The organism is Mycobacteroides sp. H001, assembly GCF_001440005.1.
GTDB lineage: Bacteria > Actinomycetota > Actinomycetes > Mycobacteriales > Mycobacteriaceae > Mycobacterium > Mycobacterium gwanakae.
Genome location: NZ_LJYH01000020.1, coordinates 1 through 23,649 on the forward strand (window position 1 = coordinate 1; position 23,649 = coordinate 23,649).

Below are 23,649 nucleotides of genomic sequence, written 5' to 3' on the forward strand. Positions count from 1 at the left end.
ACGGGACTCGTTACCGTTGGGAGGTTCAAGGCTTGCGGGCACCTTCAACGCCACGTGCCCCCGGTGGACTTGTCGAGGATTGCAGTCACGCGTGGATTCGGTGGTTTGTGGAGATGCGGAGCACGGCTAATCGCCTACTGGATGCGCGCCCCAGCACCATCTATCTCGAGGGCGCCTCACGTGCCACGAGTTCTCGCGGAGGCAGCTTGTCGTCGGGGGTTGCCCGTGTCACATCCGGAGTCCTCGCCGTGGGTCCGGTGCATCGTCGCGGATTCCAGCGGTCGAGTCGGGTCTGTCGCGGTACCCCGTCGGCGCCAACCCGAACCAGCGCCTGCAGGCGCGGGTGAACACGCTGTGCTCGGCGTATCCCAGCTGACGGGCTACCTGGGACACGGGCAGGTCAGTTCCGGTGAGCAGCCGGTGGGCCAGCTCGCGGCGGGTTAGGTCGACCAGTTCCGGGAAGGTGGTGCCTTTCGCGGCGAGGCGCCGCTGCAACGTTTTGGGGTGGATGCCGAACTGGCGGGCGACCAGCGTGGCCGACAGTTCCCCGGTAGGCAGCAGCTGGCGCACCACGCTGCGGACGGTGTCGGCGACGTCCTGGGTTCGCCGGCCGTGGGCCTCGGACAGGTAGGTGAGCGCGAGCCGGTGCGCGAGCGGATCGTGGTAGAGCGGGCGCTCCAAATCCTTGGCGCGCAGGGTGAACCCGGCGACCGGCTCGGTGAAGTGGGGTGTGCAACCGAAGTAGACGCGGTAGTCGGCGCCGGCCTCCAGCGGCGGGTGCGGAATGTGCACGGCCACCGGCCGATAGGCGCCGCCCAGGAACAATCGCAGCACCTGCAGGGTCAGACCGAGGGCCAGTTCGAGGGCCTGGGCCTGCGGGGGCGGCGGGTGCAGCAGGAACCCGTACTCGAACCGCCGCAGCGCCGGATCGGCGTGATCGGTGACGCGCGCGGTGATGCCGGGGCTGTGGGAGTCCATGTAGGTGAGCAGGACGTCGAACGCCACGGCGACCGTGGCGGCGGTGCGGGCGGCCACGGCGACGGGGCCGAGGATGTCGATGCTTTGCCGCCGGCCGAGTTGGCGCCCGAAGTCGGGCACGTCGAGCACCATGGCGGCGCTTCGACCGCGGTGATGGCGCTGCGCAGCGGAATGAATCGGTCGTCGTGTCCCGCGTCGACAGGGTCGATGCCGGCCACGGCCAGTAGCGCGTCCGGGTCCCCGCCATGAGCGCGGACCAGCGGCGCGAACCCGGTGAGCGACGATCCGGGGACTAGCTGCATGTCCAGCATCATCAAGAAGCTGTCCAGCGGAGTCAAGACGAATGGGTGCCGGATGCTGCAGAGTGGTGCCCGGTCGGGGGACCACGACTCGTTGTGACCGGCCGATGGTGGTGGGCCGCGGCGACGATCAACCACAGGAGACTTGTGAAGAATCGCACCACCACCTTGCTGGCGGCCGCAGCGTTGGTCGCCGCCCCGCTGGCCCTCGCGCCGGTCGTCGCGGCGCCTGCCGCTTCGGCGGACGTGTGCGCCAGCGCCGGGGGTAGGCATTTCTCGGCCGCCGGCTGCACCAACATCGCCGGTGACGTCGCCGTGAGCACCGCGATCGCGGCCCAGCACGTGCCGTACGTGCCGGGCGAGATCCCGTGCTACACAGTCGAAGACGTCCCCTACTTCACCCCGCCCGGGCAGCCCTGCTGACGAGCGAGATTGAACAGACTCACCATGGAGGGAAACGAATGAAGGTCTGGGTTTCAGGGCTGGCTGTGCTGCTGATGGCCGCGACCGCCGGCTGCGGCGGCAAGTCCGACGAATCACCCGCGGCTTCGAGAGGGGCGCCGACGCCGCAGCAGGTGCGCGAGATCGCCAAGGAGGCCTACGCGTACGGCTTCCCGATGGTCGACAACTACCGCATCCAGCACTCGTACTTCGTGGACAAAGCCAACCCGCAGTACAAGGGTGACTGGAACCATCCCCACAGCATCGCGCGGGTCTTCACCCCTGCGGACACCACGATCCAGACCCCCAACTCCGACACCCCGTACACGATGCTGGGTGCTGATCTGCGAGCTGAGCCTCTCGTGCTGACGGTGCCACCGATCGAGGCCGGACGCTACTACTCGTTGCAGTTCTTCGACGGCTACACCTACGACTACGCCTACGTGGGCAGTCGCACCACCGGCAACGGCGGCGGGAAGTACCTGCTGGCCGGCCCGAGCTGGAAGGGCGACAAACCCGCCGGGATCAACGAGGTGATCCGCTCGGACACCGACTTCTCGCTGGTGATCTACCGCACCCAGCTGCTCGACCCCGCTGACATCGACAACGTCAAGAAGATCCAGGCCGGCTACGTCGTCGAACCGCTGTCGGCCTTCGAAAACAAGCCCGCCGCAACAGCTCCCGCGATGAACTTCATCGCCCCGCTGACCCCCGACGAGCAGAAGACCTCGCCGAGGTTCTTCCAGATCCTCAACTTCGTGTTGAAGACGGCGCCCGTGCTGCCCGACGAGAAGCAACTGCGGGAGAAGTTCGCGACCATCGGCATCGGACTTGACGGCGACTTCAACCCCGACACCATGAGCCCGGAGACCCTGCGGGCTGTCAAGGACGGCATGGCCGACGCCTGGGCAGAGCTGACCACGTTCCAGAAGGAGAAGCTCAATACCGGCGAGGTGACCTCCGGGCAGCTGTTCGGCACCCACGCGGAGCTCGGCAACAAATACCTCTACCGGATGGCCGGCTCGGTGCTGGGCATCTACGGCAACGTGGCACAGGAAGCCATGTACCCGGTGATCGCCACCGACTCCGCCGGTGCGCCGCTGACCGGGGCAGATAAGTACACGTTGCGGTTCGCGCCCGGGCAGCTGCCGCCGGTGAACTCGTTCTGGTCGATCACCATGTACAAGATGCCGCAGAGCCTGCTGGTGGCCAACCCCATCAACCGATACCTCATCAACTCGCCGATGTTGCCGCACCTGATTCACGATCCAGACGGTGGCATCACGATCCATGTGCAGAACCAGTCGCCCGGCGCCGACGAGGGGACCAACTGGCTGCCCGCGCCGGACGGGCCGTTCCAGATGATCCTGCGGCTGTACTGGCCCAAGGAGGAGGCGCTCAACGGCGCCTGGAAGGCACCGCAGGCCGAAAGGATCTAACCGGCCATCTACCTACCGCAGAGCGATCGGAACGACGCGAAACCAAAGCGCCATCACTTCGCACCGTCTGGTTTTCGCCGGCCCGCGATCGGTGCGCTCCCAGTCGGGCAATGACGCAGATTCGGTGGCAACATTGGCCCCTCGTTCTCATCTTGTCGAGTTGAGATCCAGCAACTTCAATCTGCTAGTGGACGGCAGGCGAGTTCTCCGTGCAGGGTGGCGATGATGGTCTCTTTCTCACGGAGTTGACCTTTAAGGTCGGCGATGTGCGCTTCTTTGGCTTTCAGGCGGGTGCGTAGTGCGGCGATAATGCTGCTTTCGATGTCTGTGGGTGTTAGGGGCGCCGGTTCGTCGGGGACGGCTTCCAGTAGTTGTAGCGCGTTGATTTGTTGACGTAGTTCCGGGCGGCGGTGAATCACACTGCGTGAGACTCCCGCTTCGCGGGCTACGGTGCTGATGTTGATGGCTGCGCCGCGTCGGCGTAGCCGTTTGATGGCTTGCTGGATGCGTGCGTCAGCGTGTTCGCGGCGTTTTCGGGTGTGAGCATCGAGGGCCCGTTGCGCTGCTGGCATTACGGTCATGTCGGCCGTTGGGGTTCGGCTTTGCGAAGGGCGGAGTCGTGGGCGCCGCGGGTGGCTACCGGTTCTATCGGGATGCGGTTGGCGGTCCCGGCCCCGGCAATGGCCTCATGGGCGAGGCTCTGCTCGTTGGTGAGGCGGTCCAGGATTGCTTGCAGCGAATGTAGTTCACGCAGGCGTGCGGCGATCCACACGTTGTCGTCGGTCAGTTCGCGGCCAGTGCGCTGCCGGTGTTGGTTGCGGCGCAGCTCGATCAAGGCGGTGGTCTTGGCGTACTGGTCTTTGAGCTCGGCGATGTGGGTGGCGTCGGTGGCGAAGTGTCCGCACGATAGACAGGCGTTGCCTTTGTCGCACGATTTCAGCGGCGGCAGTAGACAGACGCCGTTGGGTAGGACACGGTCGGTACGTGCCGACAGCTGGGTCATGTCCAGGATGTCGGCGGGACTGATCCCGATGTCGACGCCGTGAGCACCGATCTTCTTGTGCTTGAGGAATTCAGCTTCGGCGGTGGCAGCCAGGGTGGCGGCGTAGCGCATGGTCATCTCGGGGCTTTTGTGTCCCAGGTAGCGCTGCACCACGTGGATCGGCACACCGTCGTTGAGTAGCTCGGTGGCCCGGGTGTGCCGAAGCCGGTGGGTTTGGGTGAACTGCAACGGATTCCCTACCGAATCGGTTAGTCCATGCAGGTCGTCGAGTTTGCGTAGCGAGGCACGGTAGGTGGCATAGGGGCGGGGCCGGCGCCCGGCCAGACTTTGTTTGACACCGATGAACAGGTACTTCGGCGACAGGTGCGGGTGGGCGTCGGTGAGCCAGCGTTGTTGTTCGCGAATGACATTGACCACGGCTTGCTCGACCAGGATGGAGGGTGCCACGCCGTCGACTTTGGTCTGCTGATAGCGCAGTTTGGCCACGAAGGTATCGGGGTCATCGGACTCAGTGGGCCGCTCAGCCCCGGGGATCACCGCAAGTGGATTGTGGTCGAGCATCAGGATTTCCGAGGCGCGCCGCCCGGTCAGGGCCTGCAGCAGCCAGATTCGCGCCGCCTGCGGATCACCGAGACCTTTGACCAGTGACACCGTGCCGTCCGGATGCGTCACGGGTACCCGCGCGCCGCGCTGGGCGGCCAGCACGTCGAGGTAGGACAGCATCTGCTGCAAATCGGCGGTGCTGTACCAGGTCAGCTCGCGGGTGTTGCGGGTACGGCGGGCATGAAACTTCGGTCCCCACAGCCGTAGGTGGGCGGCACTGAGGCTTTCCCATCGCCGATCACCGGTGGCTGCGGCGGCTTCGGGGCCGTGGTCGACCATGAAGGTGTAGAAGGATTGCACGATCGACTGGGTGGCATCGATCGTGTTCGGTGTTAGGGGTTTGTTTGGATCTGAGGCTGCGGCAGGGGTTTTCAGGTATTCGGTGAACGCGGCGAAAATCAGGCGCAGCTGCGCCGGGTCGGAAGACAGGGGCGGGTCGCTGTAGCCGCGATCGTTGACGAATCGCCCAAATAGCCGCCCCATGGTTTGGGCGCGGCCGATCGCGGAGGACCAGCGCAACAGTTCGGCGTCCAGGCTGATGCGCAGCCAGAACCGGACCCCTTCGCGCAGCCAGGCCGGTTCGATGCCAGCCAGTTTGATGGTTTGCTCGTGTCGTGGTTCGTGTTCGCGTTGGGGTATACGTGGGTCGGCGCACATATCCCAGGTGTTGGCGCTCCACCAGTCGTTGTCGGTGCAGCGTACGCAGATGTACAGGTGCAGGTGCTCGATGAGGCCGGTGACGTTGCGGCGGGTGCCCGGGGCGGGCAGCCGGCCGTTGCGCCGTTCGAAGAGCACCATCGCCTGCCGCACGATCATCTCGGCGGGTATATCGGCGACACTTGTTGGCGTGCGGCCCTGTTGGCTGCGGTATTCGGTGTTGGCGGCACTGACCGCCCCGACGGCCCACCGCAGCATCGACGGGTCAATCCGGCGCAGTCCCTCCGTGTGGCATACCCAAACCCACCAGGCGATTTCGTCGGCGAACCTGGCCGGGGTGCCGGCGGGGGTGAAGTCGTGCTCGTCGGCGCCGCCGCGCTGGTGCAGGTAGTAGCTGTTGGGTTTGAACACGCGGTCAGTCGGTTCGGATGCGATGCGGTAGATGGGCCGTTGCCACGGCAACGGCACCAGCGCCCATTGCGCCGCCCACCTGCCTTGACGCGGTGGCGTGGTGTGGGCGGCGGGGTGATCGTCATGGTTGGCCATCGTGTAAGCCTTTCCATCCGGCGACGTAGTTTTTCCATCCGGCCAGCGAACGCATCGCCGCATCCTGGGTCACCCACCCGTAGATGGACAGGGTGGTTTGCACGTCGGCGTGCCCGAGGCGGCGCATCACGACATGCTCAGGTACCCCGTTAAGCAGCAGTGCGGTGGCATGGGTGTGCCGTAGCCAGTGCGGGGTCCAATCGGGCGGCAGGCTCGCGTGGGCTTTGCGCAGTGCCCGCACTTTGTCGTACACGTTTTCTTGGCGCATCGGGGAAAACAGTTTCCCGCGTTGCAGATTCACGAACACAAAATGATGCTCCAGATCCTCCACGAGGATATCGGCGTTCATCGACACCAGCTGCCACACGTACTCCGAATACAGGGCTTCCAGGTCATCGCCGATGTATAGCCGTCGTGACCCGGTTTTGACGCGGGCGCCGTGCGGATGATCTTGGCGTTCGACGATCTCGATCCACGGGGTGGCGCCGGCACCGATATGAAAATCGCTGTGCCGCAGCGATAACGCTTCGCCCAGGCGCATCCCGGTTTCGGCAAGAGTCGCGAAGAACAGCCGGTTGCGTAGCGCGGCCGGTCCGTGCAGCCAGTCTCCGTCGCGCTGTACGGTGCAGCCATCCAAGATCGTGGCGACCTGTCCGGGGGATAACACCGGCGTGGTGGAGCGGTTAGGGGCGCGCACCGGGTAGATCGGATGATCGGTCTGCGCGCGCGGACCTACCCCGTCAAGGAAACCCACATAGCGTCGGTAGCGGCGCCACCGGCCGCGCTGGGTGAACAACCGCTGGTAAGGCACGTCGGTGGTGCCGGCGTCGGCGTGAAACCGGTACATCGACAACACCGCAGCAGCCCTCGGCTGCAGCGAGGAGGCCACCAACTTGGCCGCTGGCTGCCCGATGCGCGTAGCACCGGGCAGATCCCCGGTGCGCAGATACCGCAGGTACGCCCCGAACAAGGTGGTGGGAAAGTCATCCCACGCATCGCCGGTGTGTTCTAGCACCGTGAACCATGCGGCCAACCCCGCCGCATACGCGCGCACCGTATTCGGCGACGCCGCGCTGTCGCGCAGAAACGTCAAATACTGGGCCGCCGGCGCAATTGGCAGGTGATCAGCACCGACCACCGTGTGGGTAAGCGACCCATCGGGAAAGATCACCCGCTGCACACGTGCCACCGGCCACCACCCCTATTCGTGGTTAGCCGCGGCGGCTTCTCGACGAAAACGCAATGACATTGTTGCCGCCCACCTGCGCCACCGCTGCCGGAAACGTTCGCACCGCTGGCCGCAGAGTGTCCGGCATGGATGGAGCAACCGTCGCCTGGGGGGCTGGCCGCTGCCCGGCCATAAAGTCCTCCAACAAGTCTTGGGGCCACGGCAGACCGTAAGGCGCCAGCATGGCTGCTGACCGTGCCGAGAACGCCATCTCCAGCCACTTGCTGATCAGGCGGGGCCGCTCTACCTCGCGGTCATCCCATCCTGGCTCTACCCGTCCCCAGGTTGTGCCTGTCTCGGGGTTGGCTCGGGTATATAGCTGGCGGCGCAGTGCGTCGAACTTCGGCTCGGACAACAGCTCGGCGGTGTGCAGATGCCTGAGCAAGGCTCCCAGCGATAAACCCCATTTGGCTTTCACTGGCAACAGCTCGGCTAGCGACGGCGATCGTGGTACCTCTTTGGCCAGCATTGCCGCTGGCGCTAAAAGCTCGGAGGCGAACTGTGAGGCCTGCTCCTCACAGGTTTCGGTGACATTACCTGAGGCGTGCAATGTCAAATGACCTATCTCATGTGCCAGTGTCCATCGGGTACGTTCCCATGAATTGGACTGTCGCACAATTATTAATGGGCGAGTGTTGAACTCTCCGACCCGAACCGAATAGCCCAGATGCTTATCGAGCTTGCCGGTGGAGTCGCTATCGCCAAGGATGCGCCGCGACGATGAAGTCAACAAACGGCGCACCACAACCACAACACCGCTGCGCTCAATTTCATGAGTCAGATACTCAATCGGCGCATGCGGATCCAAACCCCAACTGCGCCGCACAGTTTCAGCAGCCCGCACGACAGGGGTATCCAGCGGCTGTATCGGCAACTTCACCGGAGGCAACTGCGTACGTGCGTTCAGCTCATCAAGGAAATCCCCGGTCAACGCTGCGAACTGAGCCAGATACTCGCGTTCAGTGGCCGTGATCGATCGCGGCGCCCTGAACAGCAGATCGCCTTGATGCACCCGCGAGGCCGGCGCGGTAGTGAAAAACCTGGCAGGAAACCGCAACACTTCAACTAGATGCTCAAAATCCTGCACCTGTAATGCCGTAGTAGTCGACTTCTCCAACCGGTTAAGCCGAGAATGTTTCCACCCCAACGCTTCCATGACAGCAGTCGCAGTCATGGAACGCATGACCCGGGCCTGATTGACCCTCAATCCATACACATCCACGGTCGACTTCATCGCGACCCCGATTCAACAACCACCCACTGACAAATACCTCGCCCCCCGACGAACCAACCAGTTACGCCGGCTCGTCCGGATCCTCGCCCGTGCCGAACATCGGCGGCTCGTACTCGCCGAAGTCGTCGACCGGACGTTGCTCGCGCGGCCCCTGAGACATCAAAGGCGACAGCGTTACTGGCGGAAGCGGCTCCGTTGCCAAAATCTGTACTCGTGAGGCACTGTCGACGTCCACCACGAACGCCAACACCGCCTCCGACAATCCCCATCCATCCTCGGTCGGCCACCACAGCGCGAAGATATCCGGTGCACCCGCTGCAGTCACAATCGGCGCCGGAAACAACGGCTCCGGCAACTCCTCGTCCAAAGCCAACTGACCACCGATTGCGGCCTTCGGCCGAAGCAGAGGCAGCTCGCCGCCGCCTGGACTGGTCACAACCCGCACTCGTTCGCCATGCAAAACCCTTGAAGGCCAACGCCTCGACCGGAAATCCATGCCATGGCAATCGCCGATCCGCACTGACAGTCCACTGCCCCTCGTCGTCAACAAAGTGTCCCCAGGAATCGGCGGACGTAACTCGCGCATCCTCAAAATCATCTGCCGAACATCCGTGCAAAACGCCTGACCATGAATGTCCCGCGGATCGGTGAACCACTCCTGCCACATCTGCCCGACCTTGGGAATTACGACTTCCAGGTCCAGGCGCAACGTCGCTAACGACGGCCCATGATCGACCACAGCCTTGCGCAGCCGCTCTTGTAGGTTCACCATGCGAATTTCGCATAACAAAGCTGCCTGCGCAAGCAACACGCCGTAACGGCGTGCTTGCCGCGATTGTATTGCTCGGCCCCCTCATAAGGGACATGTACTTGATGGTATAGCTGCAGATGGAGCTCAATGTTTCGCACATCGATCCGATTTAGCTACAGATAACGTGATCAGTGCGTATGTCACATCAGGCGGTTTGGAAACACTCGGAAACTGACTGAGATCGCGGTGGTGTGCAAGGCCGACGACGGGATAGCGCGGGTGATACCCGCATGGAATCTAGATGGTGGACCTCGTTCCGGCGCGGAGCGATTCGATGCATTGATCACGCGGGGTGTTACATGACACCGCAGGCCCTACTGCTGCTCTCTGTTGCGTTACTTGTTGCACCGCAAAGGTATTCACGCCTACGGCGGAGGGCTTCCTCGCGGCGGTGGAACTGGAAACTGGCGGCAGCCCCTGTGGGAGTGCTGGTGCTGGCGGCCCTGTGGTTGTTGCCTCTGTCGGTGGTGATCGCGGTGGGGGTGGTGGGTGGAACCCTGTGCATGTGGTGGAGTCGCCGCTCCCGGCTGAAGGTCCAGTCGAAGGAACTGGCTGTTTTGGAGTCCGGCCTTGATGTGCTCGTCGGCGAGCTGAGGGTTGGCGCGCATCCGGTGCGCGCATTCGAAATCACTGCGGCGGAGCTTGGCGGAACGGTCGGGGAGGTGTTCGCGGCAATGGCCGCACGCGCACGTCTCGGGGTGAAACTGGATCCGGCGATGCCGAGACTGGGGCCATTGGCGGGCCAGTGGGATCGGATCGGCAGCGGCTGGGCACTGGCCCAACGGCACGGTCTCGCGGTTGCCGATCTGCTTGACGCATGTAGGACGGACCTGCAAGAGCGGCAACGATTTACCTCACGTGTTAACGCCGGGCTTGCCGGGCCTCGCGCGACCGCGGCAGTGCTCACCGGTCTGCCGGCAGCGGGAATCGGGTTGGGGCAGATGATCGGAGCCAAACCGCTCGCCGTGCTGAGCTCAGGTGGGTTCGGTGGCGTGCTGCTCGTCGTTGGGGTGGCACTGGCGTGTGCAGGTCTGCTGTGGTCCGACGCTATTACGGGGAAGGCATTGCGATGACCGCAGCGCTGCTGATGCTGGCCGCGGCGATTGTGACCGCGCCGGGAGCGTTGCGTGCTCGGGTCAGGCTGTCGCGTGCCGACGCAATTGTCTCTGCTGATCGCCGCGTGGCTGAAAAAGGTTTATTGGGAATGGCATTCAGTCTTGATGTGCTCAGCGTGTGTCTTCGATCGGGGATGCCGGTCGCAACCGCCGCGTTAGTGGTGTCGTCGTGCGCGCCGTCGGAACTGGCCCGCATCCTGAATCGCGCAGGTGAGATGCTCGCCTTGGGGGCCCCGGCGTCTGCGGCCTGGGCTGACCCGGGACCGTCGGATGATCCGGGATATGAGCAGCGGCAGACGCTGACCAGGCTGGCGCGGCGATCAGCCGACTCCGGTGCGGTGATGGCTGATGGCATCGCCTCGTTGGCCACTCAGTGTCGCAGGGATGCGCTGGATTCGGCAGTGGCCACTGCGGAACGGGCCGGTGTGCTTATCGGGGCGCCGCTGGGTCTGTGCTTTCTGCCGGCCTTCGTCTGTCTGGGCATTGTGCCTGTCGTCATGGGTTTGGCGCGGGATGTGTTCAGTAGTGGCGTGCTGTGACCCGCGGACCGACCGCGGGGTTAATAGGGAGGGAATCCATTGATACGCAACATCTTGACGACGCTACGTCGGCGGATGGTGGTGGTCGTCGAGTCAGAGGACGGCATGTCCACCGTCGAATACGCGATCGGGACGATCGCGGCGGCGGCCTTCGGAGCGATCCTCTACACGGTGGTCACCGGGGACTCGATTGTCAGTGCGCTTACCAACATCATCACGCGCGCGCTCAACACCGCCGTCTAGCCGGCGACACCGGAGCGGTTACCGTCGAAGCCGCGTTCGGTATCGCAGCATTGGTGGCCGTACTCGTGTTGTGTTCTGCGGGTATTCAAGCGGTGTCGATGCAGGTGCGTTGTGTGGACGCCTCGCGTGAGGTGGCACGGTTGGTCGCCCGCGGTGACGAAGGCGGTGGGAGACGGGTCGCACACCGCCTTGCTCCTCGAGGCGCAGTGGTCGAGGTTCGGCGAGACGGTGATTACGTGGTGGCGCGGGTTACCGCGAGAAGCCGGTTGTTGCCCGCCATCACGATTGCCGCCGAGTCGGTTTCCGCGATGGAACCCGAGGGCTGAGGAAGGCTCGGCGACCATCGTCGCGGTGGCGATGATTGTCGTGCTGCTGGCGCTGACCGCAGGAGGCGCCGCGGTGGGCTCGGCGGTGGTGGCGCGGCATCGCGCGCAGGCCGCCGCTGATCTATCTGCGCTGGCTGGTGCACAGCGTGCGCTGTACGGCGCGGCTTCCGCCTGCGACAAGGTTGCCGTTGTTGCCCGGAGGATGGGCGCCACTGTCAACAGCTGCGTAGTTGAGGATCTCGATGTTGTTGTCGGGGTGAGTGTTCCGGCGATGTTTGGCCGGTTCGGTGTGGGTCCGGCCCGGGCGGCGGCCCGTGCAGGCCCGGTCACCGGCGACGGGTGACGGCGGTACTGATCAGCGTTTGTCTGTTGATGGCGGTGAATCGAGATAGGGGGCCACGGCGGCATAGAAGATTTCGACGTAGATGTCGATCATGTGTTGGCGGTCCAGGTCGGGGCGGGACTGCCACCAATGCCCGAGGCGTTCGGCTGCACCGGACATGGCGTGCGAGAGTCCTTCGGCGAAAAGCTTGGGTACGTCGGGATGGTCCTTGGTGATCAGCGCATAGGTCGTCTCGATGTTGTCCAACCGCAAGGCGGAGAGTTCTTCACGTGACTCGGCAGGCAACACCGCGGCGCTGCCGTAAATAAGTTCCCACCGCTCGGGATGAGTCTCCAAGAGCTCGAAGAACACGTCGGCGGCGGTGGCGAACTGGTCGCGCACGGTCAGCGTGGGATCTACCCGCTGTATCAGCGTCTGCGCGAAATCAGCCTGTGCGCGCCGCGCGCACGCCAGATATGCGCCGTCTTTGGTTGTGAAGTGACGGTAGGCAATGGGTTTGGTGACGCCTGCGGCCTGGGCGATATCGCTCAACGACACTGCGGCGAAGCCGCGCTCGAAGAACAACTGCTCGGCGGTGTCCAGCAGGTGCGCGTGGCGCTCTGCCCACGGACGACGCGAGCCCACGCCGGACGTCAAAGCTGCCTCCATAGTTCAACAGCCTAGCCGACTTGTTACTTTTGGTAACAAGAGCTATGTTACCGAAGGTAACAACGACACGAGCGGCAAGGAGGATCGCGTGTCCGCTATCCATCCCGTCCAGGTCAGGGGTACTCAGCTATGAGTCGGCACAAACAGTCGCGAGGCCGTGCCGGTCGACTTCTCGGCACGTTGTGGATGCCTTTGGTGGCGCTCATCGTCATCGTGGTCGTTGGCTTCGGAGTTAATCGGATTCGGGAGAAGTCGCAGGCAATCAGCCATCCGCCGACCACCCGTCCGATTCCGGCCACGGTTGTTCAGATCAATCCCAAGAACGTCACTTACGAGGTGTTCGGCAATTTGGGAACCAGCGGGAAGGTGTCCTATGCCAACCTCAACAGCGAACCCGTCGACGTCGTGCTGACCGCATTGCCGTGGTCGGTCTCTGAAACCACGATGTCGTCGGCCGCGTCGCTGAGCCTGGTCGCCCAGGTGGACGGGGACTCGCTGGGCTGCCGCATCCGGGTCAACGGCGAGGTCCGCGAGGAACAGGTCGTCAACCATGCCAGTGCCGCGGTCGCGTGCACGGTGACGGCAGCATGACGTCGGGTCAGCAGCCGCCGGAGGACGCGACGACCGGTCCGGTACTGGTAGCGCCCGCACCGCCGGTGGCGCAGGAACCCGAGAAGCGCCCTGGGCCTGCGCGATTGCTCCGCGTGCTGGCTATTCCGGTGGTGATCTTCTGGGTGCTGGCGGCCGCAGCCCTCAATATTTTCGTGCCCACCCTGGAAGAAACGACCGCGGCCAATGCCAAGGCGATGATTCCCCGTGACGCACCCTCGTCGGCCGCTGCCATCACGCAGGGGCAGGACTTCGAAGAGTCCGACTACACCAGCATGGCGGTAGTTGTCCTGGAGGCTCAGGGCCGCACGCTCGGCGAGCAGGACCACCGCTACTACGACGAGATGGTTCGCCGTCTACTCGACGACAAAGAGCACGTGCAGTCGCTCATGAATCTGTGGGGCGATCCCGTCACCAGGTCGGGTCAGCAGAGCGCCGACGCGCAGGCCGCAACGCTGACGGTGCGTCCTGCCGGAGATTTGGGTGACGCCGACTCGAACAGGTCGATCAAGGCCATCCGCGGCATCATCGAGAAGCTGGACAAGGACAAGCCCGAGGGGCTCACGGTCTATGTGAGTGGGCCGGCGCCTTTGGCCTCGGACACTCTCAATGCCGCCGACGAGAGCATGGTCACGCTGACGATCGTCACCATCGTGGTGATCATCGCGATGCTGCTCATCGCCTACCGCTCGTTTACTCGGGCGATCATCCCGTTGATCGGTGTGTTGATCACACTGGCCACGGCCCGTGGCGTGGTCTCCCTTCTGGTCGAAAACCACGTCATCGGGATCTCGTCGTTCGCGATGAACATGGCCGTGTCGTTGGTTCTCGGTGTCGCCACCGATTACGGGATCTTTTATCTGGGCCGTTTTCAGGAGGCCCGGCGTGCGGGGGAGGACCGGGAGTCCGCCTACTACACCTCGGTGCGCAGCGTGGCCCACGTTGTTCTGGGATCGGGCATTGCGATATCGGGTGCGTGCCTGTGCCTGAGCCTGACGACCCTCGACTACTTCCGGACGTTGGGGCCACCGTGTTTTGTGGCAATGGTCGTCGCCGTCATCGCGGCGCTCACGCTGGGGCCGGCCCTATTGACACTGGGTAGCAAGATCCCCTGGCTCTCCGAGCCGGCCAAGACCAGCCCGGTCTGGCGCAAGCTGGGCACGGCGATCGCCAAGTGGCCTGTCGCGATGATTGCGGTTGCAGCGCTGGTGATTCCACTGTGTATCGCGAACCTGGCCAACTATACGGTGAGCTACAACGATCGCGATTACGCTCCCAAGAGCGTCGAGTCGTCTCGCGGCTATGACGCCGCAGACCGGCATTTCCAGCCGAGTCAGCTCTCGATCGACACCTTGTACATCAAGGCCGATCACGACATGCGCAACACCACCGACATGATCAGTTTGGACCGGATCGCGAAGAACATTGTTCGTACGCCGGGTATTTCGATGGTGCAAAGCATTACCCGGCCGAATGGCCGGCCGCTGGAACACGCCTCGCTGCCGTATGCGATGGGTTCGATGGGAACCAAGATCGGTCAGAATCTGGGGTTCCTGAAAGACCGCGTAACCGACATCGACACCATGGCCGCCCGGATGGGGGACATGATGGAGTTGAGCAAGAACATGGCGAACATCACCGGCCAGTTGTCCGCGGGTACGCAGATGTCCGTGGAGGCTTCCCGGGGTCTGAAGGCCGCGATGGAGAAGACCCGTGACAACCTGTCCAACTTCGATGACTTCTTCCGCCCGATACGTAACTATTTGTATTGGGAGCCTCACTGTTTCGACATTCCGATCTGTTGGGCCATGCGCTCGTTGAATGAATCGGTCGACAACATTGACGAAGCGACCTCGCAACTGGGCCCGATGGTAGACGGGCTGAGCATGGTTGATGCGGCCACTCCGCAGATGATCACGCAGCTCAATGCCATGGTGCAGAACATGGCTGTCATGCAGCAGCTGACCCTGACGATGCAAAGCCTCTTCCACGCCACCATCGCCCAGCTGGAGCCCATGATCGACCCGATGGTCGATATGGGTAAGGCCTTCGACAACGCCAAGAATGACGACTTCTTCTTCATGCCGCCGGAGTCGTTCAAAACTAAGGACTTTCAGACAGGGTTGAAGTTCATGATGACCTCTGACGGCAAGGGTGCACGGATTCTGATCTACCACGAGGGCGAAGCGATGAGTCCCCAGGGCATTGATCAGATTCAGCGCGCCGAGTCCGCCGCCCACGAGGCGATCAAGGGGACATCGCTGTCCAATGTCGATCTGCTGGTAGCCGGTGCATCCGCGAATTACCGTGATGTGCAGGCATTCTCCATGAACGACATCTTGACGATGATGTTGGCGACGTTCGGTCTGGTGTTCCTGATCGTCATGGTGATCACCCGTACCCTGGCCGGTTCGGTGATTGTCCTGATCACTGTGGTGCTGTCTTTCCTGGGCTCCCTTGGCTTGGCGGCATTCATCTGGGAGACCTTGATCGGTATCGAATTGCATTGGCTGACGCTGCCTATTGCGTTCATCGTGCTAGTGGGGGTGGGCTGCGACTACAACCTGCTATTGCTCTCCCGATACCGCGAAGAGCTCTCTGCCGGAATACGCACCGGTCTGATTCGTACCATCGCAGGCTCAGGCAACGTCGCCGTCACCGCGGCATTCGTGCTCGCCGGCACTATGCTGGCTATGCTCTCCAGCGATGTCGTCAACATCGGCCAGGCGGGGTCCACTATCTGCATCGGCCTGATCTTCGACATGATGATCGTCCGGCTGTTCCTGGTCATGCCGTTGGCCAGGCTCCTGGGGCCCTGGTTCTGGTGGCCGCAGAAACTCCCCACCCGGAAACGCGCCACGTTTAGAGATGAGCCCGAACGTGGCCCGCAACCGGACGAGCCCACTAGCGCAACGGTTTAATAGATTGCCGACCTGATCATTGTCCGTACAGCTAAATAGGTTGTACGCGCCAATAGGATGGCAGCCATGAGTGACAGAGCTGGTTGGTTGGGTGCGAATCGGGCCAACTGGAACGAGCGAGCCGCAATTCACGCGGCACGTGATGGCTCGGGGTATCAGGTGCAGGAGTTCGTCGACAACGGCTCGTTGCTCTCGGATGTCGTCAGTTTCGACCTGCCGGTGCTCGGTGACATCGTCGGCAAGAACACCGTGCACCTGCAGTGCCATATTGGGACGGACACGATTTCGTTGGCCCGCTTGGGTGCCGTCGCGACGGGCCTGGATTTCTCACAGGACGCTATCCGGGAGGCTCGGACACTGGCCGCCGAGACGGGTGATGTCGTGACCTTCGTAGAGGCAGACGTTCACGATGCAGCAAAAGTACTGCCGTGCAATAGCTTCGACCTCGTCTACACCGGGATTGGGGCGCTGTGCTGGCTTCCTCGCGTTGACGCATGGGCGGAGGTGGTCTCGGCGCTCCTTGCTCCCGGTGGGGCTCTAGTGATCCGCGAAGGTCATCCGATCTTGTGGTCGATGGATGATTCCGTTGGTGACGAGTTGCGTCTGCGACACCCGTACTTCGAGCACGAAGAACCGTTGGAATGGGACGACGGTCAAACATACGTCCCAACGGACAAGGTCATTCAGGCTTCAACGACCTACGAATGGAACCACTCTCTCGGCGAGATCGTGACGGCTCTGATCACCAGCGGTCTGCGCATCGATCTCCTGACCGAGCACGATAGTGTTCCCTGGGAGGCACTTCCCGGCCATATGACGCCGCGGCCCGGAGGTGAATGGGCGCTGAGCGAGCGGTCGGGTGTCATGCCCCTTACGTACACGATAAGGGCCACGAAGACGGCCTGAAACGGGCTGCGGCTGCCAATCCTATTGGACTGCAACCAAAGCCAGACCGCCACTGGTTGCCACGAATGAGGCGAACGTGACAGCCTTGAAAACCGCGGTGGACGTAACATCCTCCTTGAACGCCATCGGTAGAAACAGGGTTGGGTTCAGCAGCGCGCCAAAGACCACGACGGCGGCCAGCCAGCCGGGCATTCCCGGCACGGCGAGCCCCACCGCGATCAGGAGTATTCCCATCATGATGTAGTCCAGATGGGCCTGGAGAAACCTGCGGCCGTTCGTTACACCGATGCGCTTGAGCAGTTGCGGGGCAAGGAAGTTGGCGGCCACCGCCCACCCCATCATTGCCCCGAATGCCAGCTCGAGTAGGCCGATGCGGACGACGAGGTTCATGCGCTGACCATGTTTCTGCGATACCACCGCCGGCCATGCCACCGTTGGTAATGCCATGCGGCGGTGGGGAGTGCGCCGCGGGGATGCAGCCAGAAGCGGTCGGGAATCTCGGCCGTGGGTGCCTGGCGTCCGAGGTCGATCTCACCGAGGAGGATGCCCTGGCCCTGTTCGGGGCGACGTTCGGCGATGACATGCCCGGCACCATCGGTGATTAGTGCGGAACCCTCAAAATGCCCCCGGTACTCGAGGGGAATCCAAGGCATAGCGCAGCGCAAATCGCCGACGTGTGCAGCGTGAACAACCGGTGCTCCAACGTATTTGGCGAAGGTGCCCGCCGCGGCCCGGGCTGTCTCGTGGTTGCGGCGTTCCATCCCCTCGAATGTCGAGCGTGGATGCCATGGAGGTACGGACCACCAGCCAGAACCGGTCATCACCAGGTCGACCCGTGAACGCATGCGTTGCGCGGTGCGGGTGCGCATCAGCTCCCAACACACGGCAGCCCCAACGTCATACGCGCCCGCACGGAACACCCCGTCGTCCCGGCCGCCGATGTAGAAGGAGTTCTCCCACATGGTCGGCAGGTCCTTGTCGTGGCGCCCAACCACTCCCGTCGCATCCGCTGCGACGTAGGCGTTGCGGACGTGCCCGTCTCCGTCCCGGCACAGGAACGAGCCGCCGACGAGCGCGTCGTAGCGACGGGCCAGTGAGCACAGCAGTTCGGTGGCCTCTCCCGAGAAGGGCAGGGTGGCCTTTTTCAAGGAGGGATCGAAGGCGATCCCGCTGGTGAAGAACTCGGGTAACGCGATGATGCGCGCGCCGGATTGGCCGGCTTTATCGGCGAGCGTGGAGCACCTGTCCAGGTTCGCGGCGACATCGCCGATGACTGCTTCGAGTTGGATCGCCGCCGCCAGAACCATAACCGAACGCTACTACAAAACTGAACGCTCCTACAAGACTTTGGTGCGGGCGAGGCCGCGCTCGATGATTTCGCGCCCCAAGGCCAAGACGCGTTGCATCTCGGCGGGCTCGAGGCGCAGCCTGTCAGGACGCAAATTGAGCGACAAGACGCCATTCCATGCGCCCCACAGAAAGATGGATGTCCGGACCGGATCTGTGCAGTACAGCTCACCTGCGGCGTCGGCGCGGCGGAGTACATCAGCGATATCGCCGACCAGCGACTCGACCTTGTCGGCGATCCGGCGTTCGACTTCGTCGGCCATATCTCCGGGGGGAACGTCGAGAGTGCGCAGGGCGATCATGCGGAAGTACCCGGGGTTCTGCAGATGGAAATCGCAGTAGGCATCACTGGCAGCGCGCAGTTCCTCCATCGGCGTGCGCCCCTTGCCGAAGGCCTTTGCCATCGCCTCCTCGTTGACCAGCAAGGCGCGCTCGACGAGTGCGAGATAGAGACGCTCTTTGTTCTTGAAGTGGTGATAGATCGAACCAACCGCGAGATCGGCGGTATCGGCGATGGCGTCCATGGTGACCGCATGGAACCCGCGCTCCACGAAGAGTCCTTCGGCCGCGTCGAGGATTGCCGCTGTCGTTACGGCGGTGCGGCGGTCTTGACGTCGACCCTTGGTCTCAGGCACCCACCGAGGTTACGGGTGTGCGATCCCCTGGCGGTAGCGTTAGCGGATGGTCGTCACCCTGCACCCCAAGTCGGGTCTCAAGGCCCGGTTGCCGTTTTTGTTTGTGCTGCTGTTCGTCAAGCCGCTGTTGATCCTGTTTCCGATCCTTGACGCCGGTCTTCGCCAGCTCAAATGGCTGGACCAGGGCGCCCAACGTGGACCCGATGCACCCGGCATCCAGCGGACGCGGATCGCCCTGGCCGACCGGCCTACGGATCTGATGGTGCCGGCGGGGACGCAAGCAAGTGATTCCGATACGGCCATCCTGTATCTGCACGGTGGCGCCTTCATCGCGTGCGGGCCCGCCACCCACCGCAAGATCACTGGCTTGCTGGCGCGCCAGCTTCAGATCCCGGTCTACGTGCTCGACTACCGGCAGCTGCCGGTGGCCGGGGTGGGTACCTCGGTGGCAGATGCGGTGCAGGCCTATCGCGTGCTGCTGCAGGACTACGCGCGGGTGGTCATCGTCGGTGACTCGGCTGGCGGGTACCTGAGCGGCAAGGTCATTGAGTATGCGCACGCCCATGGACTTCCGAAACCCGTTGCCTATGTCGGGTATTCGCCGCTGCTGGATCTGGACCTGGCGTCCAATCCGGCCAGCACCAGCCGCCATGACGCATATTTACCCAAGGGCAAGCTCGCCAAGCTCGCACCCAAATTCGACAGGGGCCCAGTGGAATTCACTGGCGAGCGGCGGGTGATTTCGGTGCCTGTCGAGGCGTTTCCGCCTACGCTGCTCATCACCGCGCAGGACGAGTTCCTGGAGCCGGATGCTTTGGAGCTCGCCGAGAAGCTCACCACCGCAGGCGTGGTTGCCAAGGTGCACAGCTACTCGTGGCAGCTGCACGCTTTCCCGGCCATCGCGGTCTCGCGCGATACCGCTGAGGCGGTCGTGCTGTCCGCCGACTTCGTGCGGGAGGCGCTCTCCGCGGTCGAGCAGCGACCGGCAACCGAACAGGCAGGCTAAATAGGGCGCGGGAAGCATCCCGCGCCTGTCTGCGTTGGATTGTGCCGGGCCAGCCAGGCTGGCCGTCGACCCGACGCGAGGAGCCTTCGCACCATGAGCCTGTTGTTCGAGCCGTACCAGCTGCGCGACATCACCATTCCCAACAGGATCTGGATGTCGCCGATGTGCCAGTACTCGGCCGACCCCACCGGTCCCTTGACCGGTACACCCAACGATTGGCACCGCACGCACTTGATCAGCCGGGCGGTCGGTGGTGCTGGGCTGGTGTTCACCGAGGCAACCGCCGTCAACGCGCGAGGGCGACTCTCCCCGTACGACACCGGGCTGTGGAACGACACCCAAGAGCAGGCTTGGGCCTCCATCGTCGGCGCCGTCAAGGAGTTTGGTGTGATTCCCGGGGTACAGCTCGGGCATGCCGGACGTAAGGCGTCTACCGTCGCACCATGGGTCGGGCACCTCTCACTGAACCCCTCAGATCCATTGAGCTGGGAGACAATTGGACCCACCAACGCGCCGTATGGTGACTTCGAGCCGCCGGTGGCGGCCACGCCCGCTGATCTCAACGCGATCATCGATGACTACGTGGTTGCCGCGCAGCGCGCGTTGCGGGCGGGTTTCCAGGTGCTTGAGGTGCATGCCGCCCACGGCTACATTCAGCACCAATTCCTCTCTCCGGCAAGCAATACCCGCACCGATGAGTACGGCGGGTCTTTCGCCGGCCGGGTGAAGCTCACCCTGGACACTGTTGCGGCGGTACGTACGGTCTGGCCCGAACACCTGCCGCTTTTCGTCAGGGTGTCGGCCACTGACTGGGTGTCCGAGGAGCCCGGGCTGGAGGCAGACAGCTGGACGCCCGACCAGACCGTCGAGCTGGCCAGGCTGCTGCAGGCGCGTGGGGTGGATCTCATCGACGTGTCGACGGGCGGCAACGTGCCACATGTCCGGATTCCTGCGGGGCCCGGATATCAGGTGCGATTCGCTCGTCGCATCCAGACCGAAACAACGCTTCCCGCAGCCGCGGTCGGCATGATCACCGAGCCACACCAGGCCGAATCGATCCTCGCCGCCGGCGATGCCTCCGCGGTGTTGCTGGGCCGCGAACTATTGCGCGACCCGTATTGGCCACGGCGCGCGGCCCGGGAGCTGGGCGCTGAGCTGAGCCCGGTGGTTCCCAAGCAGTATGCTCGCGCCTTCTAGCCGGGTAGTCGAGACAGCACCAACCGCAGCACCTTGACGGCCGCGGCCTTGTCCAGTGGGGAGTTTCCGTTGCCACACTTGGGTGATTGCACACAGGACGGGCACCCGGCCTCGCATTCACACGCCTCGATGGCGTCAGCCGTAGCGCCCAGCCAGATCGCGAGCTGCTGATATCCGCGGGCGGCAAAACCTGCACCACCCGGGTGGCCGTCGTACACGAACACCGTTGGTAGCCCGGTTTCGGCTTGCAGCGCGGTGGACACTCCGCCGATGTCGCCACGATCACAGCTGGCCACCAACGGCAGCAGGCCTATCGCGGCATGCTCGGCCGCATGCAGGGCGCCGGGCGTGGCCAGTGCCTCGATGTCGATGCCCGCCAACGTTTCCGGGGTGATGGTGTACATCACCGCCTTGGTACTCAGCGTTGAGGAGGGCATATCGAGCTCGACGAAGTCCAGGATCTCGCCGGTCGCCAGCTTGCGTAGATAGCCGATCACCTGGTGGGTAACGTCCACCGGTACCAGCCCTATCTGGATGTCACCCAGATCGATCCGCTCGCCCTCGCCGGTGATCGCGATATCGATGGTCGACCGGGCGAACGTCGAATAGTCTGGAGTGGCGTTGTGCACCAAAGCGATTCCATCACCGAAATCGAGCGAATCGACCAGGTAGGTCTCACCGGAATGCAAATAGACTGCGCCCGGATGAACTGTCGCGGGGGCCCGCCCGGAGTCGACGGTTCCCAACACTCGCCCGGTATCGGCCTCCAGGATCATCACCTGCCCGCCGATAGATCCACGGATATCCACCGCCGCATACGGGTTGAGGCCGGGGGCTGCAAAGTATCCGCCGGGCCGCTTGCGTAGTAGCCCGTCGTCAACGAGCTGGGCGACCACATCTCCAGCATCCAGGGATCGCACATCGTCCTCTGTCAGCGGTAATTCAGTTGCCGCGCACAGCAGATGGGGGCGCAGCACATGTGGATTGGTCGGATCGATCACCACCGCCTCAATCGGCTTGTCCAACAGCGCGCCCGGATGGTGAACCAGGTAGGTGTCCAGCGGATCGTCGCGAGCGACCAGTACCACCAACGACCCCTGTCCCCGGCGCCCGGAGCGTCCCGCCTGCTGCCAGAATGAGGCCACGGTGCCCGGAAAACCAGCCACCACAACGGCATCCAAACCGGCGATATCGACGCCCAGCTCAAGAGCGTTCGTGGTCGCCGCACCGGTTAACGTGCCCGTCGACAACGCCTGTTCCAGCGCCCGGCGGTCCTCCGGCAGATAGCCCGCCCGGTACGCCGCCACTTGCGACGCCAGTGCCGGATCGACCTCCGCGAGCCGATGGGCGGCGCCGAGCGCTGTCATCTCCGCGCCCCGCCGCGATCGGACGAATGTCAACGTCCGCGCGCCCTCCTGGACCAAATCGGCGAGCAGTCGGGATGCCTCGGTGCTTACCGGGCGTCGCACCGGTGCCCCGTTCTCTCCGGTGATCGGAAGCAGCGGCGGTTCCCAGAGCGCCACCGTGCGCATCCCGTGTGGAGAACCGTCTGCGATGACTTCTTCGACCGGCTGACCGATCAACGCGTGCGCCGCGGCGCCCGGATTAGAGGTTGTGGCGCTGGCGAACACCACTGTTGGATGCGAACCATAGCGTGCGCACAAGCGCAGCAGTCGCTGCAGCACGAGAGCCACATTTGACCCGAAAACTCCACGGTAGTAATGACATTCGTCCACCACCAGATAGCGCAATCCGCGCAGGAATGCCGACCAGCGGGTGTGGTTGTGCAGCAGTGACACGTGCATCATGTCGGGATTGGTGAAGATCCACCGCGAGCTCTCGCGCGCGAACCGCCGCAACTCGTTGGAGCTGTCGCCGTCATACGCGCAGGGCAGCACTCGATCGAAACTGTCGATCCCCGTGATCAATTCGCGTATCGAGCGCAACTGGTCGTGGCCGAGCGCCTTGGTGGGTGCGAGATAGAGCGCACGGGCCCGCGGCTCTGCGGCCAGAGCGGTCAGAATCGGCAATTGATAGGCCACCGACTTCCCGGAGGCGGTGCCGGTGGCTACCACCACATGGCGGCCCGCGAATGCCAGCGAGGCGGCGGCGACCTGGTGCGACCACGGATCGGTCACTCCTTGGGCGGCAAAAGCAGTGATCGCGTCGCGGTGTACCCACTGCGGCCACACCGCGACCTCGGCATTTCGAGCAGGAATATCGCAAATATGCCGCACCGGAGTTTCGCCGCTGGGCGTACCGGCCACGATGAGATCCAGCAGTTCACGGCCATAACCGACGGTCACCGCAAAACCCCTCGTGACCTGCACACTTGTGCCAAAACGGTGTCGAGTTCGCTACCGCATCCGGCCATAATGCCAGGGTAAGGCAGGCCAAAAGGGGGCCGAAGTTTCGCCACTGTTCACCGAACTTCCTATCAATTATCTGGCTCACCGCTATCGCCAACGCTCTAAACATGCTCTACTTAGGGCGGTCGCAGCTTCTGTGTTCGTGTTTTGCACTCGCAGGATCGACGTTGCGGTCGCGGTTCCTGCGAGGGTCTTCTTCACGGGGT

Annotated in this window: 23 protein-coding genes; 12 read left to right on the forward strand and 11 right to left on the reverse strand. The window is 63.5% G+C overall.

The genetic code is table 11. From position 1 onward, the window contains the following. Positions 1-228: 228 nt before the first annotated feature. Positions 229-1,098, reverse strand: a complete 870-nt coding sequence (locus tag AOT83_RS01515; protein ID WP_232783338.1) for an AraC family transcriptional regulator — start codon at positions 1,096-1,098, stop codon at positions 229-231. Between the two features lie 326 nt (positions 1,099-1,424). On the opposite strand from AOT83_RS01515, the gene AOT83_RS01520 reads away from it, so the two are divergent. Both AOT83_RS01520 and AOT83_RS01525 read left to right on the forward strand, forming a co-directional pair. Further along, positions 1,425-1,700 (forward strand): hypothetical protein, encoded by a 276-nt coding sequence (locus AOT83_RS01520; RefSeq protein WP_078313447.1) that lies wholly within the window; start codon positions 1,425-1,427, stop codon positions 1,698-1,700. Positions 1,701-1,738: 38 nt separating this feature from the next. After that, a complete protein-coding gene (locus AOT83_RS01525) occupies positions 1,739-3,157 on the forward strand; it encodes a DUF1254 domain-containing protein (protein ID WP_057965696.1) in 1,419 nt (472 codons plus the stop codon). A 176-nt stretch (positions 3,158-3,333) separates the two neighbouring features. Here the strand turns inward: AOT83_RS01525 and AOT83_RS01530 are convergent, their stop codons facing one another. The 5 genes from AOT83_RS01530 to AOT83_RS01550 all read right to left on the reverse strand — a co-directional run bounded on the left by AOT83_RS01530 (position 3,334) and on the right by AOT83_RS01550 (position 9,239). Then, a complete protein-coding gene (locus tag AOT83_RS01530) occupies positions 3,334-3,729 on the reverse strand; it encodes a DUF6262 family protein (protein WP_232783339.1) in 396 nt (131 codons plus the stop codon). Positions 3,730-3,734: 5 nt separating this feature from the next. Beyond that, positions 3,735-5,966 (reverse strand): tyrosine-type recombinase/integrase, encoded by a 2,232-nt coding sequence (locus AOT83_RS01535; protein ID WP_057965698.1) that lies wholly within the window; start codon positions 5,964-5,966, stop codon positions 3,735-3,737. After that, entirely contained in the window at positions 5,953-7,155 is a 1,203-nt protein-coding gene (locus AOT83_RS01540; protein ID WP_057965699.1) for a tyrosine-type recombinase/integrase, read from the reverse strand. The genes AOT83_RS01535 and AOT83_RS01540 overlap by 14 nt, the downstream gene beginning before the upstream one ends. Positions 7,156-7,177: 22 nt before the next feature. Beyond that, positions 7,178-8,428 (reverse strand): ImmA/IrrE family metallo-endopeptidase, encoded by a 1,251-nt coding sequence (locus tag AOT83_RS01545; protein WP_057965700.1) that lies wholly within the window; start codon positions 8,426-8,428, stop codon positions 7,178-7,180. Positions 8,429-8,489: 61 nt separating this feature from the next. Continuing rightward, on the reverse strand, positions 8,490-9,239 hold the full coding sequence (locus tag AOT83_RS01550) for a hypothetical protein (RefSeq protein WP_232783340.1): 750 nt from the start codon (positions 9,237-9,239) through the stop codon (positions 8,490-8,492). A 299-nt stretch (positions 9,240-9,538) separates the two neighbouring features. Here AOT83_RS01550 and AOT83_RS01555 point away from each other — a divergent pair, with 299 nt between their 5' ends. The 5 genes from AOT83_RS01555 to AOT83_RS01570 are packed head-to-tail and all read left to right on the forward strand — an operon-like array spanning position 9,539 to position 11,805. Further along, positions 9,539-10,312, forward strand: coding sequence for a type II secretion system F family protein (locus AOT83_RS01555; protein WP_057965701.1), 774 nt, complete (start codon positions 9,539-9,541; stop codon positions 10,310-10,312). After that, positions 10,309-10,893 carry a type II secretion system F family protein gene (locus AOT83_RS01560; protein WP_057965702.1) on the forward strand — a complete coding sequence of 195 codons (585 nt, stop codon included), beginning with the start codon at positions 10,309-10,311 and terminating at the stop codon, positions 10,891-10,893. The genes AOT83_RS01555 and AOT83_RS01560 overlap by 4 nt, the downstream gene beginning before the upstream one ends. A 51-nt stretch (positions 10,894-10,944) precedes the next feature. Continuing rightward, positions 10,945-11,136: a DUF4244 domain-containing protein gene (locus AOT83_RS26595; RefSeq protein WP_030095883.1), complete on the forward strand. Its 192-nt coding sequence runs from the start codon at positions 10,945-10,947 to the stop codon at positions 11,134-11,136. Between the two features lie 41 nt (positions 11,137-11,177). Further along, positions 11,178-11,462: a TadE family type IV pilus minor pilin gene (locus AOT83_RS01565; protein WP_198530420.1), complete on the forward strand. Its 285-nt coding sequence runs from the start codon at positions 11,178-11,180 to the stop codon at positions 11,460-11,462. Next, complete coding sequence (locus AOT83_RS01570) at positions 11,422-11,805, forward strand: Rv3654c family TadE-like protein (RefSeq protein WP_165592863.1); 384 nt, start codon at positions 11,422-11,424, stop codon at positions 11,803-11,805. The genes AOT83_RS01565 and AOT83_RS01570 overlap by 41 nt, the downstream gene beginning before the upstream one ends. Before the next feature lie 12 nt (positions 11,806-11,817). Here AOT83_RS01570 and AOT83_RS01575 read toward each other — a convergent pair whose 3' ends face one another. Continuing rightward, complete coding sequence (locus AOT83_RS01575) at positions 11,818-12,453, reverse strand: TetR/AcrR family transcriptional regulator (RefSeq protein WP_030095880.1); 636 nt, start codon at positions 12,451-12,453, stop codon at positions 11,818-11,820. Between the two features lie 129 nt (positions 12,454-12,582). Between AOT83_RS01575 and AOT83_RS01580 the strand changes: the two genes are divergently transcribed. From AOT83_RS01580 to AOT83_RS01590, 3 genes are all read left to right on the forward strand, one after another. Continuing rightward, positions 12,583-13,044 (forward strand): MmpS family transport accessory protein, encoded by a 462-nt coding sequence (locus AOT83_RS01580; RefSeq protein ID WP_030095879.1) that lies wholly within the window; start codon positions 12,583-12,585, stop codon positions 13,042-13,044. Next, positions 13,041-15,983, forward strand: coding sequence for an RND family transporter (locus AOT83_RS01585; RefSeq protein WP_057965705.1), 2,943 nt, complete (start codon positions 13,041-13,043; stop codon positions 15,981-15,983). The genes AOT83_RS01580 and AOT83_RS01585 overlap by 4 nt, the downstream gene beginning before the upstream one ends. 66 nt (positions 15,984-16,049) lie before the next feature. Further along, positions 16,050-16,889: a class I SAM-dependent methyltransferase gene (locus AOT83_RS01590; RefSeq protein ID WP_057965706.1), complete on the forward strand. Its 840-nt coding sequence runs from the start codon at positions 16,050-16,052 to the stop codon at positions 16,887-16,889. A 21-nt stretch (positions 16,890-16,910) separates the two neighbouring features. Here AOT83_RS01590 and AOT83_RS01595 read toward each other — a convergent pair whose 3' ends face one another. The 3 genes from AOT83_RS01595 to AOT83_RS01605 are packed head-to-tail and all read right to left on the reverse strand — an operon-like array spanning position 16,911 to position 18,871. Next, on the reverse strand, positions 16,911-17,279 hold the full coding sequence (locus AOT83_RS01595; RefSeq protein ID WP_057965707.1) for a hypothetical protein: 369 nt from the start codon (positions 17,277-17,279) through the stop codon (positions 16,911-16,913). After that, the gene (locus AOT83_RS01600) at positions 17,276-18,196 is read right to left on the reverse strand and encodes a carbon-nitrogen hydrolase family protein (RefSeq protein WP_057965708.1); all 921 of its coding nucleotides are present in this window, start codon (positions 18,194-18,196) and stop codon (positions 17,276-17,278) included. Before AOT83_RS01600 ends, AOT83_RS01595 begins: the two co-directional genes overlap by 4 nt. A 30-nt stretch (positions 18,197-18,226) precedes the next feature. Then, positions 18,227-18,871, reverse strand: a complete 645-nt coding sequence (locus AOT83_RS01605) for a TetR/AcrR family transcriptional regulator (RefSeq protein WP_057965709.1) — start codon at positions 18,869-18,871, stop codon at positions 18,227-18,229. 46 nt (positions 18,872-18,917) lie between these two features. Between AOT83_RS01605 and AOT83_RS01610 the strand changes: the two genes are divergently transcribed. After that, positions 18,918-19,877, forward strand: a complete 960-nt coding sequence (locus AOT83_RS01610; protein WP_057965710.1) for an alpha/beta hydrolase — start codon at positions 18,918-18,920, stop codon at positions 19,875-19,877. Positions 19,878-19,970: 93 nt separating this feature from the next. Beyond that, entirely contained in the window at positions 19,971-21,074 is a 1,104-nt protein-coding gene (locus AOT83_RS01615) for an NADH:flavin oxidoreductase/NADH oxidase (protein ID WP_057965711.1), read from the forward strand. Here the strand turns inward: AOT83_RS01615 and AOT83_RS01620 are convergent. Continuing rightward, the gene (locus AOT83_RS01620) at positions 21,071-23,380 is read right to left on the reverse strand and encodes a DEAD/DEAH box helicase (RefSeq protein WP_057965712.1); all 2,310 of its coding nucleotides are present in this window, start codon (positions 23,378-23,380) and stop codon (positions 21,071-21,073) included. The genes AOT83_RS01615 and AOT83_RS01620 overlap by 4 nt on opposite strands. Between the last annotated feature and the right edge of the window lie 269 nt (positions 23,381-23,649).